Origin of the sequence: Micrococcus sp. Mcc28, from assembly GCF_024519775.1 — a bacterium.
Taxonomy (GTDB): domain Bacteria; phylum Actinomycetota; class Actinomycetes; order Actinomycetales; family Micrococcaceae; genus Micrococcus; species Micrococcus luteus.
Genome location: NZ_JALJRH010000006.1, coordinates 38,673 through 53,144 on the forward strand (window position 1 = coordinate 38,673; position 14,472 = coordinate 53,144).

Genomic DNA, 14,472 nt, shown 5'->3' on the forward strand with positions numbered 1-14,472 from the left:
TACGCTGGACGAGCACATTCGTGCGCGTTTGATACATGTCCATCACGACCCACGCCGGGTGGGGCCCCTCTGGTGCCCGGATGCCGCCCACCGGCGGCATCGATCCCGACGTGACCCCCGATCCCAACGGAGTCCCTCCTACATGACCACCACTTCCAACGCCCCGCAGGTCGCCATCAACGACATCGGCTCTGCCGAGGACCTGCTCGCCGCCATCGACGCGACCATCAAGTACTTCAACGATGGCGACCTCGTCGAGGGCACCGTCGTCAAGGTGGACCGCGACGAGGTCCTGCTCGACATCGGCTACAAGACCGAGGGCGTCATCCCGTCCCGCGAGCTGTCCATCAAGCACGACGTGGACCCGGACGAGGTCGTGGCCGTGGGCGACACCGTCGAGGCCCTGGTCCTCACCAAGGAGGACAAGGAGGGTCGCCTGATCCTCTCGAAGAAGCGCGCCCAGTACGAGCGCGCCTGGGGCGACATCGAGAAGATCAAGGAGGAGGACGGCGTCGTCGAGGGCACCGTCATCGAGGTGGTCAAGGGCGGCCTCATCCTCGACATCGGCCTGCGCGGCTTCCTCCCGGCCTCCCTCGTGGAGATGCGCCGCGTGCGCGACCTGGCCCCCTACATCGGCCAGAAGCTCGAGGCGAAGATCATCGAGCTGGACAAGAACCGCAACAACGTGGTCCTGTCCCGCCGCGCCTGGCTCGAGCAGACCCAGTCCGAGGTCCGCTCCAACTTCCTCCACAAGCTGGAGAAGGGCCAGGTCCGCAACGGCACCGTGTCCTCCATCGTCAACTTCGGCGCCTTCGTGGACCTGGGCGGCGTGGACGGCCTCGTGCACGTCTCCGAGCTGTCCTGGAAGCACATCGACCACCCGTCCGAGGTCGTCGAGGTGGGCCAGGAGGTCACCGTCGAGGTCCTCGAGGTGGACATGGACCGCGAGCGTGTCTCCCTGTCGCTGAAGGCGACCCAGGAGGACCCGTGGCAGCTCTTCGCCCGCACCCACGCCCTCGGCCAGGTCGTGCCGGGCAAGGTCACCAAGCTCGTGCCGTTCGGTGCGTTCGTCCGCGTGGAGGACGGCATCGAGGGCCTCGTGCACATCTCGGAGCTGGCCTCGCGCCACATCGACACCGCCGAGCAGGTCGTGTCGGTCAACGACGAGCTGTTCGTCAAGGTCATCGACATCGACCTCGAGCGTCGCCGCATCTCCCTGTCCCTCAAGCAGGCCAACGAGGGCGTGGACCCCGAGGGCACCGAGTTCGACCCGGCGCTCTACGGCATGGCCGCGGAGTACGACGAGGAGGGCAACTACAAGTACCCCGAGGGCTTCGACGTCGAGACCAACGAGTGGATGGAGGGCTTCGAGACCGAGCGCGCCGCCTGGGAGCAGCAGTACGCCGACGCTCAGGCCCGCTGGGAGGCCCACAAGGAGCAGGTGCGCCGCTCCCTCCAGGAGGAGGCCACCGCCGGCGCCGACGCCGGTGCGGGCCTGGGCGGCTCGTCCTACTCCTCCGAGGCCCCGTCCTCGGACGGAGGCACCCTGGCCTCCGACGAGGCCCTCGCCGCCCTGCGCGAGAAGCTCACCGGCAACTGATCGCCGCCGTGCGTGGCCGTCCCTGACGGCCCGCGCCGAGCACCCGACGCCCCGTCCCTCCCTCCGGAGGGGCGGGGCGTCGTCGCGTCCCGGGGGACTGGCCGCGGGGGAGCGGACGGGACCCGGCGGCCGCGCTCAGCGGCGCTCGGAGACCGTCACGGTGAACGTGCGGTCGCGCGCCGTCTGCCGGGTCGGCCCGACGAGGTCCTCCAGCACCGGCCGGTACCGCAGGTGCGAGTTCCAGACGCACCACAGCCGGCCGCCCGGCTCCAGCACCCGCGCCGCGGCCGCCACCAGCCGGTGGGCCACGGAGGGGTCCACGGCGTTGCCGTCGTGGAACGGGGGATTCAGGAGCACGCACTCCTCCGTCCCGTCCGGCCACGTGGCCAGGGCGTCGTCGCGCACGGCCCGGACGCGGTCCGCCACGCGGTTCGCGCGGGCCGTGGCCAGCGTCGAGGCCACCGCCACGGCGGACTGGTCGGTGGCCAGCACGGTGACGTGCGGCCACAGCCGCGCCGCCCCGACCGAGAGCAGCCCGTTGCCGCAGCCCAGGTCCACGACGCGCCCGGGCGGGCGCGGGTCGTCGGCGAGCGAGGCGAGCAGCAGACGGGAGCCCGGGTCGGCGGCGGCACCACCGAAGGCGCCGGCGTGGGCCACCAGATGCAGGCTCCCCACGCCGGGGACGTCGCGGTCGGCCTCCTCCGGCGGCCGGGGGGTCACGTCGGGACGCGGGCCCCGGGCCGTGAGCACGCGCGCCTTGCGGCGTCCCCGTCCGGTGACGACGTCCTCGAACGCCGCGCCGAGCACCCCGTTCATGCGCGGACTCATGTGCTTGTCGCGGCCGCCGGCCAGCAGAACCACGCCGGGGTCGGCCGCGCCCGCCGCGATCCGGGACAGCCGGTCGAGCTCGTCGAGCGAGCGGGGCAGCGGCAGCAGGACCGTCCGGGCTCCCCGGGCCGCGTCCTCGGGCGTGGCCGTTCGCTCGAGCTCGCCCGCCTCCCCGCCGAGGCGACCGGCGGCGCGCCACGCGGCGAGGTTCGCGTCCAGCGAGCGCTCGGCGGAGGCGTCGTCCTGGTGGACCCGCACGTCGTGGCCGGCCGTGAGCAGGGGCAGGGTCAGGGCGCCGTGTCGGTCCTCCAGGACGGCCACCGGGCCGGGGACGTGCCCGCTCGCGATCCACCCGGCCAGGGTGTCGAGCAGGAGCAGGTCCGCCGCGTCGTGGGCCTGGCGGTCGGGCTCGGGCGGCAGCGGCCACCGATCCAGCGCCGCGAAGTCCACGCCCGCGGTGAGGTCGTCCGGCAGCCCGCCGTGGGCGACATCGGGGGTGACCCCCCGGGGCAGCGGCTCACTCATGGTCCACCCAGTCCTCTCCGATCCGTTCCGCACGCCCCGCGCCAGCCGTGACGTCCGCGAGCCGCTCCGCGAACGCCGCGCGGGCCTCCTCGGTGTCCGGCACGCCGACCGTCAGGCGTACCGCCGCGGCGCCGTAGCTCGCCTCCAGCACCGACACGCCCGCCGCGCGCAGCTCGTTCTCCCACCGGCCGGCGTCGGTGTGGGGCGCCTCCACCGCGAGCAGGGCCAGCCGGGAGCGGGTGCGCAGCGGGGCGGCGTCGAGCGCCCCGGACACCGAGTCCGAGTAGGCGCGCACCAGGCCCCCGGCGCCCAGCTTGATCCCCCCGAACCAGCGCACGACGACGGCGCACACGTCCGTCAGGTCGGTCCGCCCCGGCGCGGTCTCGCGCTGGACGAGGGCCTCGAGCATGGGGACGCCGGCCGTGCCGGCGGGCTCGCCGTCGTCGCTGGAACGCATCCGGTCCCGGGCGGGGCCGAGGACGAACGCGCTGCACACGTGCCGCGCGTCGTGGTGCCGGCGCCGCAGGACGGCGACCATCTCGCGGGCCTGCGCCTCGTCATCGACGCGCCCGAGGTAGGTGAGGAAGCGGCTGCGGCGGGTCTCCACCTCCCGTTCCAGCCAGCCGTCGGGGTCGCGGGCGGACGCCGGCAGGACCGTGCAGCGCGCGGTCGGGGCGGGGGCGGGATCGGGCATGACCCCACCCTAGGGGCTGGCCGAGGACGGGCACGCCGTCGAGCCCGGACGTGAGCTTCGGTACAGTGGGCGACCGTGCCACCCGGCACCGGCCCACCGGTGAGCGTGCACGCGTGCCGCCGCGGGCCTCCCACGACCCTGTCCCGGGAGACTCATGACTTCCCCGCTCACTCGCCTGCACGACACGTTGGGGCTCCGCACGAGTCCGGCGATCTTCTTCGGCTCGGCCGCCGCGGTCGTGCTCTTCACCGCCGCGATGGGCCTGTTCCCTGGCCCGGTCCAGGCGGCCTTCGGCGTGGTCTCGAGCTGGCTGCGCTACGACGTCGGCTGGATCTACACCCTCAGCCTGACCCTGCTGGTGGCGTTCCTGTTCATCCTCGCCGTGACCCGGTACGGCCGGGTCAAGCTCGGCGACGACGACGCGGTGCCGGAGTACTCCGGCCTGACCTGGTTCGGCATGATGTTCGCCGCCGGCGTCGGCGCGGTGCTGATGTTCTGGGGCATCGCGGAGCCGATGAACCACTACGCCAACCCGCCCATGGCGGGGACGGAGCCGTTCTCCGACCGCGCGGCCTCGGAGGCCATGGCGATCGCGAACTTCCACTTCGGCATCCACATGTGGGCGATCCTGCTCGTCCCGGGCCTGTGCTTCGGCTACTTCACGTACAAGCGCAAGCTGCCCCCGCGCGTGTCCTCCGCCTTCCAGCCCCTCCTCGGCGATCGCATCCACGGCCCCATCGGCAAGACGATCGACATCATCGCCGTGGTCTCCACCGTGTTCGGCCTCGGCGTGTCCGTGGGCCTGGGCGCCCTGCAGATCAACGCGGGCATGAACTACGTGCTGGGCACCCCCGTGGCCGGCTGGGTCCAGGCGCTCATCCTGGCCGTCGTCACCGCCGTGGGCACGGCCTCCGTGCTGGTCGGCATGGACAAGGGCGTCAAGCGGCTGTCCTACGCCAACATCCTGCTGGCGATCGCCCTGCTCGTGTACGTCCTGATGTGGGCCGTCTCCAGCATGGACGTCATCCGCGGCACCGTGCAGGCGATCGGCGAGTACGCCTCCATGCTGCCCGTGCTCTCCACCTACAACGACACGTACAACTCGGGCCAGTGGTCCGGTGACTGGACCGTCTTCTACTGGGCCTGGACCGTCACGTGGGCGCCCTTCGTGGGGATGTTCTTCGCCCGCATCTCGCGCGGCCGCACCATCCGCTCCTTCATCGTGGCCGGCCTGGGCCTGCCCACGGCGTTCGTCATCATCTGGATGGGCATCTACGGCTACTCCGCGTTCCAGTCGGACCGCGCCACCGCGCCGGCGCCGGGCCAGGGCGGCGACCTCACGCAGACGATCGTCACCGACGGCAACGTCCAGGCCGCCCTGTTCCAGCACCTGCAGGGCACGCCGCTCTACACGGTGGTCGCGGTCGTGGCGCTCGTGGTCATTACGCTGTTCTTCATCACCTCGATCGACTCGGGCGCGCTCGTGATGGACGCGATGGCCAATGGCCACGAGGATGCCGCGCCCCGCCGCCAGTCCGTGTTCTGGGCCGTGTCCATCGGCGCGGTCTGCGCGGCCATCATCCTCACCGCGGGCGAGAACGGCCTGGCGGCGCTGCAGGAGGTCATCATCGTGATCGGCCTGCCCATCCTGCTCATCACCGTCACGCAGGCCGCACTGCTGCTGCAGGCCCTGCGCGAGGACGCGGGTGCCGCGCGGCCCATGCGGACCCGCCAGTGGAAGCAGGTGCTGCCGGTCGAGGAGTACCGCCGCCGCGCCACCGAGGACGGCGTGGACGTCTCGGACTTCGTGATCCGCCCCGAGTTCGAGGTCGGCACCGAGCCGGAGAACGACACGCACACCCCGAAGACGTGGCACCAGCAGCGCATCGACGCGGCCAAGGCCCTCGTCACCGTCGGCCTGACCGGCGGCATCGCCTCGGGCCGCACCGAGGTCGGCGCGGAGCTCGAGCGGCTGGGGGCCGTCGTCGTGGAGTTCGATGACCTGATGGGGGAGATCCTCGTGCCCGGCAGCCCCGTGCTCGAGGAGCTCCGCTCGGTCTTCGGCGAGGACATCGTCCGCGCGGACGGCACCCTGGACGCGCGCACCCTCAACCGGCTCACCGCCGAGAGCTCGACCGCCCGGACGCGCATGTACGAGATCGTCGCCCCGGCGGTGCGCGACGAGGCGAACCGCCGGGCTCGCGAGGTCGGCGAGGACTCCGTGCTGGTGGTCGACCTGGCCCTGCTGGCCGAGACCGGCTCCGAGCACGACTTCGACCAGGTACTGGCCGTCTCCGCTCCCGCCGAGGTGCGTGTCGCCCGGCTCATGGAGTCCCACGACATGACCCGCGAGCAGGCCTGGGCCTTCATCGATGAGGAGGCGGCGGACGAGGAGCGGGCCGAGATCGCGGACACCGTGATCGAGAACGACGGCTCGCTCGAGGACCTGAAGGAGGCCGTCCGGGCATACTGGGAGGCCAAGATCCAGCCTCAGCTCGAGGCTGCCCGAGGAGAGCGCGTATGACCGAGACCGACCCGGTGGCCGAACGGCCGCGCGTCCATGTGGGCCTGACCGGCGGGATCGCCGCCGGCAAGTCCGCGGTGGCCCGCGTCCTGCAGGAGCGTGGCGCGCTCCTGGTGGACTCGGACGCCCTCGCCCGGTTGGTCCTCGAGAAGGGCACCGATGGGCTGGCCGCCGTCCAGGACGAGTTCGGGGACCGCGTCATCACCGCGGACGGTGAGCTCGACCGCGTCGAGATGGCCCGCATCGTCTTCGGGGACGAGGGCGCCCGACAGCGCCTGAACCGCATCGTGCACCCCCGGATCAGGGCTGCGGCCCGGCGCATCGTCGCCGAGGCCGGGCCGGACGCCGTCGTGGTCCAGGACGTGCCGCTGCTGGTGGAGACCGGGCAGGCGGACGCGTTCGATCTCGTGATCGTGGTGGAGGCTCCGCTCGAGGAGCGCCTGCGCCGGATGGTGGAGGACCGCGGCATGAGCCGCGCGGACGCCGAGGCGCGGATCGCGGCCCAGGCCACGGACGAGCAGCGGCGCGCCGTCGCGGACGTGGTCATCGTCAACGACGCCGACCTCGAGCGGCTCGCGTCCGTGGCGAACCAGGTGTGGGACCGGTTCCTCGCCCCCGGCGCGGCTGAGCCCTCGGCGGACTGACCGCCGGGGTGTCCGGGGCGCGACGTAGGGTTCTGCCATGAGCCTGGCCGAGAAGATCAACCGCGTCGTCGCCCCGTTCGAGGTCATCTCCCCCTACCAGCCCTCCGGTGACCAGCCGAAGGCCATCGCCGAGCTCGCCGAGCGCGTGGAGGCGGGGGAGAAGGACGTCGTCCTGATGGGCGCCACCGGCACGGGCAAGTCGGCGACGACGGCGTGGCTCGTCGAGCGCCTCCAGCGGCCCACGCTGGTGATGGTGCAGAACAAGACGCTCGCGGCGCAGCTGGCCAACGAGTTCCGGGAGCTGCTGCCCAACAACGCGGTCGAGTACTTCGTCTCCTACTACGACTACTACCAGCCCGAGGCGTACGTCCCGCAGACGGACACCTTCATCGAGAAGGACTCCTCCATCAACGAGGAGGTCGAGCGGCTGCGCCACTCGGCCACGAACGCGCTGCTGACCCGGCGGGACGTGATCGTGGTGGCCACCGTCTCCTGCATCTACGGCCTCGGCACGCCCGAGGAGTACATCGAGCAGATGGTCACCCTGCGCCGCGGTGCGGAGATGGACCGGGACGTGCTCCTGCGGCGGTTCGTGCAGATGCAGTACGTGCGCAACGACGTCGACTTCCACCGCGGCACCTTCCGGGTGCGGGGGGACACCGTGGAGATCATCCCCATGTACGAGGAGCTCGCGGTGCGCATCGAGTTCTTCGGGGACGAGATCGAGTCCATCCAGACCCTGCACCCGCTCACCGGCCAGGTGGTGCGCGAGGAGGAGGAGATGTACATCTTCCCGGCCTCGCACTACGTGGCCGGCGACGAGCGCATGGGCCGGGCGATCACCACCATCGAGGACGAGCTGCGGGAGCGGCTGCAGGAGCTGGAGTCCCAGGACAAGCTGCTCGAGGCGCAGCGGCTGCGCATGCGCACCACGTACGACCTCGAGATGATGCAGCAGATGGGCTACTGCAACGGCATCGAGAACTACTCGCGCCACATCGACGGCCGTCCCGCCGGCTCCGCCCCGCACTGCCTGCTGGACTACTTCCCGGACGACTTCCTGCTCGTGGTGGACGAGTCCCACGTGACCATCCCGCAGATCGGCGCGATGTACGAGGGGGACATGTCCCGCAAGCGCACCCTCGTGGAGCACGGCTTCCGCCTGCCCTCGGCCATGGACAACCGCCCGCTGAAGTGGGACGAGTTCCTCGAGCGGATCGGGCAGACCGTGTACCTCTCCGCGACGCCGGGCGCCTACGAGCTCGGCCAGGCGGACGGCTACGTCGAGCAGATCATCCGGCCCACCGGGCTGGTGGACCCGCAGGTGGTGGTCAAGCCGACCGAGGGCCAGATCGACGACCTGCTCGAGCAGATCCGCGTGCGCACGGCCAAGGACGAGCGCGTCCTGGTGACCACGCTGACCAAGCGCATGGCCGAGGACCTCACGGACTACCTGCTCGAGGCGGGGGTGAAGGTCGAGTACCTCCACTCGGATGTGGACACGCTGCGCCGCGTGGAGCTGCTGCGGGAGCTGCGCAAGGGCACCTTCGACGTGCTGGTGGGCATCAACCTGCTGCGCGAGGGCCTGGACCTGCCCGAGGTCTCGCTCGTGGCGATCCTGGACGCGGACAAGGAGGGGTTCCTGCGCTCCACCACCTCCCTCATCCAGACCATCGGCCGCGCCGCCCGCAACGTCTCCGGCGAGGTCCACATGTACGCCGACAACGTCACGGACTCCATGCGGCGGGCGATCGACGAGACCGAGCGGCGCCGGGCCGTGCAGATCGCGTACAACGAGGAGCACGGGATCGACCCCCAGCCGCTGCGCAAGCGCATCGCGGACATCACGGACCAGCTGGCCCGGGAGGACGCGGACACCGCCGACTTCCTCAAGGGCATGGGCGGCGTGAAGTCCGGGTTCGACTTCGGCATGGGCCACCGCGGCCTCAGCTCACTGGACCGGGCCCCGGCCACGGGGGAGGGTGCCGAGGCCCCGGCGGTGGACCCGGCGTCGCTGCCCGCCAAGGACCTGGCCGATCTGATCGAGCAGATGTCGCAGCAGATGCACCAGGCGGCGGCGGACCTGCAGTTCGAGCTCGCGGCCCGCCTGCGCGATGAGGTCGGCGAGCTCAAGAAGGAGCTGCGGCAGATGAAGCGGGAGCAGTGACCGCCCGGCGCGTTCCGCGCCCCGGGGTGTTATGAAAACACTGATGAATATCTTCATATCAGTGATAGTGTGACGCCATGAGCGCAGCACCCCCGGTCGCGGCCGTGATCGCGGACATCGTCGGCTCCCGCGCCCTCCCGGACCGGGACCGCGCGCAGGAGCAGATCCTGGCCGCCTTCGCGGCCGCGGAACAGGACGTCCCGCCGCTGCGTCCCGCCTGGGCCAGCGTCGGCGACGAGTTCCAGGCGCTGCACCGCACCTGGCCGGACGCGCTCCGGCTGACCGTCCGCGTCACGCTCGCCCTGCCCCCGGGCCTGGACCTGCGCTTCGGGATCGGCCTGGGGCAGCGGCGGGCCCTGGACGCCGGCGGAGACGGCATCGAGGACGGACCGGCCTGGTATCGGGCCCGCGAGGCCGTCGAGCGCGCGCATGAGCGGGCTGTCGGAGCCGCGACCGCCTTCCGCGCCGCGGACCCGTCCCTCACCGCCGCCGTGGACGGGCTCGTCCTGCTGCGCGACCATGTCCTCGGCCGACTCAAGGCCCGCGAACGCCGAATCGCCGCCGCCCTGCTGGGCGGGGCGACCCAGGCGGAGGCGGCACGGGCGGAGCGGATCACGCAGTCCGCGGTGTCACAGGCCGTCGCGCGGTCCGGGATCGACCGGCTGCTCGAGCTGGACGCCGAGCTCGCCGCCGCGGCGACGGAGGTCGCGCCGTGACCGCCCTCGCCCTGCTCGCGCTGGGGCTGCACGACCTGCTCGACGCCGTCCTGCCCGGCGCCTGGCCCACCCCCCGGCGGCGGTGGCTGGCCCGGGCCGGCGCGGCGGTGGCCGCCGTCCTCGCCGCGGTGCTGGTGGCCGTCCTGGCGCCGACCGGCATCTCCGTCGCGGTGGGCGGCGGCCTGGTGGCCCTCGGCCTGCTGATGGGCTGGACGTGGCTGCACCCGGACCGGCCGCTCGGGGTGGTCGCGGTGGCGGCCGCGGTCGGCCTGGTGGCCGTGCTCGAGTCGACCCTGGCGCCCGCGGGTCTGCGCTCCGCGCCCCCGGCACTCACGCTGCTGGCGGTGACGGTGGCGCTGACCGAGACCGGCAACCGGGTCACCCGCGCGGTCCTCGCCCTGGCGGGCCGGTCCGCCGACGGGGGCGACGAGGAGACGGGGGACCCCGCGGCCGACGGCCTGCGCGGCGGCCGCTACATCGGGCCCATGGAGCGGCTGCTCATGGTCGTCCTGGGGCTCGCGCAGGCCTATCCGGTGATCGCGGCCCTGATGGCGGCCAAGGGCATCGTGCGCTTCCCGGAGATCTCGGCGGACCGCGGTGCCGGCTCGCGCGCGGAGGAGTTCCTCATCGGCTCCCTCACCAGTTGGGGCCTGGCCGCCGCCGGTGCCGTCGTCGTCTGGCTCGCCCTGGGCCTGACCGCCCCCGGCGCAGCCTGAGACCGGGCCCACCCGCGTCCGCGCGCGGGGCCGCACCCGTCTACACTGGCGCGGCCCCCACGAAAGGAACCCCTCCATGGACGTGCTCAGTCCCGTCTTCGAGATCACGACCCTTGTGGTCCTCGGCGTCATCCTCCTGCTCGACCTGCTGTACGTCGCGCGCCGCCCCCACGAGCCCTCCATGTAGGAGGCCGGCCTGTGGATCGGGTTCTACGTGGCGCTGGCGCTGGTCTTCGCGGGGCTGCTCTTCGCCCTGGGCGATGCACAGCACGGCACCGAGTTCCTCGCCGGCTGGGTCACCGAGTACAGCCTCAGCGTGGACGACCTGTTCGTGTTCCTCATCATCATGGCCACGTTCCAGGTGCCCCGCCGCTACCAGCAGGAGGTGCTGATGGTGGGCATCATCATCACGCTGATCGCCCGCGCGGTGTTCATCGCGGTCGGCGCCGTCGCCATCGAGCACCTGACGTGGGTGTTCTACATCTTCGGCGCCTTCCTGCTCTGGACCGCCTGGCAGCAGCTCAAGGACGACGGCGAGGACGAGGAGTCCGAGCCGGGCGTCGTGGCCCGCCTGACCCGCCGCCTCAACGTGGCCCCCGACTACGACGGCAACCGACTGCGCACCACCGTGGACGGCCGGCGCATGTTCACCCCCATGGTGGTCGTGTTCATCACGATCGGCCTGACGGACGTGATGTTCGCGGTGGACTCCATCCCGGCGATCTTCGGCCTCACCCAGAACTGGTTCATCGTCCTGACCGCCAACATCTTCGCCCTCATGGGCCTGCGCCAGCTCTACTTCCTGCTGGGCGGGCTCATGGACCGTCTCGTGTTCCTCAAGCACGGGCTCGCGTTCATCCTCGCCTTCATCGGCGTCAAGCTCGTCTTCCACGCCCTGCACGAGAACGAGCTGCCCTTCATCAACGGCGGCCACCCGGTGACAGCCGTCCCGGAGATCTCCACGTTCGTCTCCCTCGGCGTCATCGTCGGCACCCTGGTGCTGGCCACCGTGGCGTCGCTGACCCGCGGCCCGCACCAGCGGGCCCGACGACGCCCCGCTCCGCCCGCCGCGGGTCGGGGCGTCGTCGTGCGACCGGGTAGACTGACCGGCGACGTAGGGGAGTATCCCGAACACTGTGGACGTCAGCACGCCGCGGCCGCCGAGAGCGCGCCGCCGGCCGGACACAGGGGCCCGGGCCGCGGCCGCGGCGGGCGGAGAGACTTGCGGCACCGTCCTGACCCCTGACGCCGAGAGGTGACCCGTGGAAATCAACGGCCTGACCTGGGGCCTGACGATCGCGCTGATCGTCGGGCTCCTCGCGTTCGACTACTTCGCCCATGTCCGCAAGGCGCACACGCCGTCGATCCGGGAGGCCGCGATCTGGTCCGGCGTCTACGTCGGCCTCGCGCTCGTCTTCGGCCTCGTGTTCTTCGCCTTCGGCGACACCCAGCACGCGGTCGAGTACTACACCGGCTACCTGCTGGAGAAGGCGCTCAGCGTCGACAACCTGTTCGTCTTCCTGGTCATCATGGCCAGCTTTCGGGTGCCGCGCGAGTACCAGCAGAAGGTGCTGCTGTTCGGCATCACGTTCGCGCTGATCTCGCGCACCCTGTTCATCCTGCTGGGCGCCGCCGTCATCGCCACGTGGTCGGACGTGTTCTACCTCTTCGGCCTGTTCCTGCTGATCATCGCCGGCGGCCAGCTCAAGGGCGAGATGTCCGGCGACGCCGAGGGCGCCCAGGACGAGGCGGACAACGTGATGGTCCGCCTCGTCAAGCGGTTCCTGCCCGCCTCCGAGCAGTTCGACGGCGACCGCCTCTTCACGACGGTGGACGGCAAGCGCCTCATGACGCCGATGCTCCTCGTGATGATCGCGATCGGCGCCACGGACATCCTCTTCGCCTTCGACTCCATCCCCGCGATCTTCGGCGTGACCCAGGAGGCGTACATCGTCTTCACCGCCACGGCGTTCTCGCTCATGGGCCTGCGCCAGCTGTACTTCCTGATCGACGGCCTGCTCGACCGCCTCGTCTACCTGGCCTACGGGCTCTCCGCGCTGCTGGCGTTCATCGGCGTGAAGCTGATCCTGCACGCCCTGCACGAGAACAACCTGCCGTTCATCAACGGCGGCGAGAACGTGCCCGTCGTCGAGATCCCCACGACGCTGTCCCTCGTGGTCGTCGTCGTGATCCTGGCGATCACCGTGGCGATCTCCCTGGCCTCGCCGAAGGGCCAGGCCCTGCGGGCGCTGCAGAACGCCGAGAAGTACTCGTACCGGTACTCGAAGCTGCCCGAGGACGCCGACCCGGCCGAGCGCGAGCGCGCCGCCGCCCTGATGGATCGCTGGACGGCCCGGGCCGAGGCCGTGGACCAGCGCTGGCGCGACCAGCTGCTCGAGCACAAGGACGCGTGGTCGGCCATCATCCGCACGGCCCACGAGACCCGGCTCGCCGATCCCCGTGACGACGACGCGCGCGGGGTCTCCGAGCAGATCGTGCGGCAGGACGGGCCCACCGTCTGAGCCGATCACGGCGCCGGGGAGCCCTCCGCCGGCGCCCGGGCCCCCGGGCCGGTCAGTCGACCGGGTCGGGGGCCGTCGTCGTCCCGGCGCCGTCCGGCGCGGTCATCGCCAGGAGCCGCTCGAGGATCGCCGGTCCGTCGTCGGCGATGCCGTCGTGGTGGAAGGCGTCGGTCTCCCACACCTGCAGGCCGCGGACGCGCCGCGCGGTCTCGAGCGAGAGGTCCCGGTCCACGTACACGTCGTCGGCGTAGACGGCGGCGGCCACGGGGACGGTGTTCTGCGCCAGGGCAGCCACGTCGTAGAGCGGGCCCCACTGCGTGCGCTCGGCGAGCAGCCGCGCCGTGCCGGCCAGGGGCCGCAGCCGGGGGTCGACCTCGACGGACCAGGGCATGACGTGTTCGCCCGTGGGCAGCGGGACCGTGGTCGCCTCCGGGTCGAAGTCCGGGTGCTCGGCGAGCATCCGGGACGCCGACCAGCCGGTGTCCGCCCGGCCGCCGGCCAGGTCCGCCGGCTGCGCGTAGATCGCCTCGTGCAGCACGGTGTAGAGCGGGTTGACGAGGCGGTCGTCCTGGTCGGCGACGGCGGCCAGGAACGTCTCGGACAGGCGCGGCGCGGGTCCGGTGCGGTCCACGGCCTCGGCGAGGACCCAGTGCAGGCGGTCCACGCGGGTGTTGCCGCCCAGCAGCATGCCCAGACCCTGGGCCCGTCCCACGGTGAGCGGCCCGCCGCCGGGCAGGGGGATCGGGGCGCCCGCGGCCTCGGCGGCGCGGATCAGCCCCACGGCCTCCGACCACGCGTCGCGGTCGGCCGGGTGCCGGTCGAAGAACTCCTCGGTGCGGGCGCGCATCCGGGCGTAGGTGGCCCGGTAGACCCGGTCGGCGTGGCCGGTGAGCGGGGCGAGGCCGCCGGTCACCAGGCTGCGCTGCAGGCCCTCCGGGTGGAAGGAGAGATAGCTCAGCGTGCAGAACCCGCCGAAGCTCTGGCCCAGTGTGGTCCACGGCCCGGCGCCGAGGGCGAGGCGCAGCATCTCGGCGTCCCGCACGATCGAGGGCGCCCGCAGGTGCACCAGGTGCTCGGCGCGCGCCTCGTCCGTGGCGAAGGCGCCCGGGGCGGTCAGGGTCGCCACAGTGGCCGGGGTCGAACGCCCCGTGCCGCGCTGGTCCAGCAGCAGCACGCGGTGGCTCTCGGCCAGCGCGCCGAGCCAGCCGCTCAGGCGCGCCGGGCGGGGCCCGGCACTGCCGGGGCCACCCTGGAGGTACAGGGCCCAGGGGCGCTCGCCCTCGGGGTCGTCCTTCGCCCGGATCTCGCGGGCGAAGACGGTCAGCGTGCCGCGCCCGTGCGGCCCGACGCCGGTGCCCGCCGCGTCCTGCGCCTCGGCCTCGGCGAGGCCCAGCGCGTGGTCGATCGGCACCGAGAACCAGTGGTCCACCGTGACGGTGCCGTCGTAGAGCTCGGTGCGCTCGCCTACGCGGTGGCGGGCCGGCTCGAGGGGAGCGAAGCCGCGCGGGTCGCCCGCCACGGGCCGTCCTGCCGCCC

The 14,472-nt window shown here is 72.3% G+C and carries 10 protein-coding genes and 1 pseudogene; 8 read left to right on the forward strand and 3 right to left on the reverse strand.

Annotated features, from left to right (window positions below; genetic code table 11):
* The first annotated feature begins 142 nt into the window (after positions 1-142).
* On the forward strand, positions 143-1,600 hold the full coding sequence (gene rpsA, locus NR073_RS04425) for a 30S ribosomal protein S1 (RefSeq protein WP_036315338.1): 1,458 nt from the start codon (positions 143-145) through the stop codon (positions 1,598-1,600).
* A 135-nt stretch (positions 1,601-1,735) separates the two neighbouring features.
* On the opposite strand, the gene NR073_RS04430 is transcribed toward rpsA, so the two are convergent.
* Together NR073_RS04430 and NR073_RS04435 are read right to left on the reverse strand one after the other, a co-directional pair.
* Positions 1,736-2,953 carry a methyltransferase gene (locus NR073_RS04430; protein ID WP_230277976.1) on the reverse strand — a complete coding sequence of 406 codons (1,218 nt, stop codon included), beginning with the start codon at positions 2,951-2,953 and terminating at the stop codon, positions 1,736-1,738.
* The gene (locus tag NR073_RS04435; protein WP_036338614.1) at positions 2,946-3,647 is read right to left on the reverse strand and encodes a YigZ family protein; all 702 of its coding nucleotides are present in this window, start codon (positions 3,645-3,647) and stop codon (positions 2,946-2,948) included. Before NR073_RS04435 ends, NR073_RS04430 begins: the two co-directional genes overlap by 8 nt.
* Positions 3,648-3,801: 154 nt before the next feature.
* On the opposite strand from NR073_RS04435, the gene coaE (NR073_RS04440) reads away from it, so the two are divergent.
* From coaE (NR073_RS04440) to NR073_RS04470, 7 genes and pseudogenes are all read left to right on the forward strand, one after another.
* Positions 3,802-6,171, forward strand: a complete 2,370-nt coding sequence (gene coaE / locus NR073_RS04440; protein ID WP_230277977.1) for a dephospho-CoA kinase — start codon at positions 3,802-3,804, stop codon at positions 6,169-6,171.
* Positions 6,168-6,815: a dephospho-CoA kinase gene (gene coaE, locus NR073_RS04445; RefSeq protein WP_036315330.1), complete on the forward strand. Its 648-nt coding sequence runs from the start codon at positions 6,168-6,170 to the stop codon at positions 6,813-6,815. The genes coaE (NR073_RS04440) and coaE (NR073_RS04445) overlap by 4 nt, the downstream gene beginning before the upstream one ends.
* Positions 6,816-6,852: 37 nt before the next feature.
* Positions 6,853-8,982: an excinuclease ABC subunit UvrB gene (gene uvrB, locus NR073_RS04450; protein ID WP_230277978.1), complete on the forward strand. Its 2,130-nt coding sequence runs from the start codon at positions 6,853-6,855 to the stop codon at positions 8,980-8,982.
* Positions 8,983-9,059: 77 nt separating this feature from the next.
* Positions 9,060-9,698 (forward strand): SatD family protein, encoded by a 639-nt coding sequence (locus NR073_RS04455; RefSeq protein WP_036315325.1) that lies wholly within the window; start codon positions 9,060-9,062, stop codon positions 9,696-9,698.
* A complete protein-coding gene (locus NR073_RS04460; RefSeq protein ID WP_230277979.1) occupies positions 9,695-10,414 on the forward strand; it encodes a hypothetical protein in 720 nt (239 codons plus the stop codon). Before NR073_RS04455 ends, NR073_RS04460 begins: the two co-directional genes overlap by 4 nt.
* 76 nt (positions 10,415-10,490) lie before the next feature.
* Positions 10,491-11,462 (forward strand): annotated as a pseudogene (locus tag NR073_RS04465) (TerC/Alx family metal homeostasis membrane protein); the annotation flags it as partial.
* 214 nt (positions 11,463-11,676) lie between these two features.
* On the forward strand, positions 11,677-12,936 hold the full coding sequence (locus tag NR073_RS04470; RefSeq protein WP_098092863.1) for a TerC family protein: 1,260 nt from the start codon (positions 11,677-11,679) through the stop codon (positions 12,934-12,936).
* A gap of 52 nt (positions 12,937-12,988) precedes the next feature.
* Here NR073_RS04470 and NR073_RS04475 read toward each other — a convergent pair whose 3' ends face one another.
* Positions 12,989-14,455: an alpha/beta fold hydrolase gene (locus NR073_RS04475; RefSeq protein ID WP_063189259.1), complete on the reverse strand. Its 1,467-nt coding sequence runs from the start codon at positions 14,453-14,455 to the stop codon at positions 12,989-12,991.
* Positions 14,456-14,472 lie beyond the last annotated feature (17 nt).